1 pseudogene and 1 riboswitch are annotated in these 1063 nt (G+C 43.1%); the pseudogene reads left to right on the top strand.

The annotated features are described in order from the left end of the window. Window positions 1-199: 199 nt before the first annotated feature. A riboswitch (Lysine riboswitch) is annotated at window positions 200-378 on the bottom strand. A 284-nt stretch (window positions 379-662) separates the two neighbouring features. Next, a pseudogene (locus tag R7E78_RS24615) lies at window positions 663-1063 on the top strand (alanine--glyoxylate aminotransferase family protein); the annotation flags it as partial.

Raw genomic sequence — 1063 nt, 5'->3', positions numbered from 1 at the left:
TATTTGGATTGTTTTCGATGATGGTGGCACAACGACTCATTGCCTCAAAATTGGCAACACTGGTTCCACCGAATTTAGCTACGTTAAATGCGCTCACTGCGTTTCTCCCACGACTTCCTAAAAAATATACACATCCAATGTTTTGTGAGGAAAGGAACAGAGCAAAAAGAGAGGTAGTTAGATTGTCATTTGAAAATGTACCCTCAGAAGCTCTTCATCAGACGGTGCTGATGACAGTTGATGGGACTCAACCCAAGTCAACCGACAAGCCAAACCCTGCAATTTTGACTTACCTCGGCACTACTCCCCCTGAATGATTGGTATTGGAATTGCGGTTCCACAAATCATCTGCCTGGGCAGTGCTCCTCTTCTACATAAAGCTCAAACATTGAACGGTTTTGACGTCACAATGTCAATCAATATTTCAACCAGAATGATGGTTTTTATTAACGAAATTGTGACAGTGGTTTGACCTCTATACTTAGGGCTAATTGCCGTGTGCAACAAAATACATTAGTGTGAAACCTTTGATGCCTGAATGTATTGCTAATCGAAATAAAAATGGCTCCTGTTTTCTGGTGAACGACTTGTTAAATAATTCAAGTGAGTTTTCTTGCAAAGCATGAAGAGTGACGATGTTTTGATGGCAAATAATTCTAAAAATGACTTCTTTCAGGCTAAATGACTGCAATCAAGGAGCTGACAGGCCGATCCAAAGCTTTATTCCCCCTCACCGAATTTTAATGGGCCCTGGTCCTTCCGATGTTTATCCGCAGGTATTGCAAGCCCTTAGCCGTCCAACGGTTGGTCATTTAGACCCTCTGTTTATCGCGATGATGGATGAGCTTAAACAGCTGTTGAAATACGCTTTTCAAACCGAAAATGAGTTCACTTTTGCGGTTTCTGCTCCAGGCAGTGCTGGGATGGAGACTTGTTTCGTTAACTTGATCGAGAAAGGTGACAAAGTCATCGTTTGTCGAAACGGTGTCTTTGGCGAGCGCATGCGTGAAAACGTTATTCGTGCTGGTGGCGAAGTGGTGCTAGTCGATGATGAATGGGGTGC

The organism is Vibrio sp. YT-19(2023), assembly GCF_033337395.1.
Note: the sequence above shows the minus strand (reverse complement) of the source record. Positions and strands in the feature narration are given on the sequence as shown.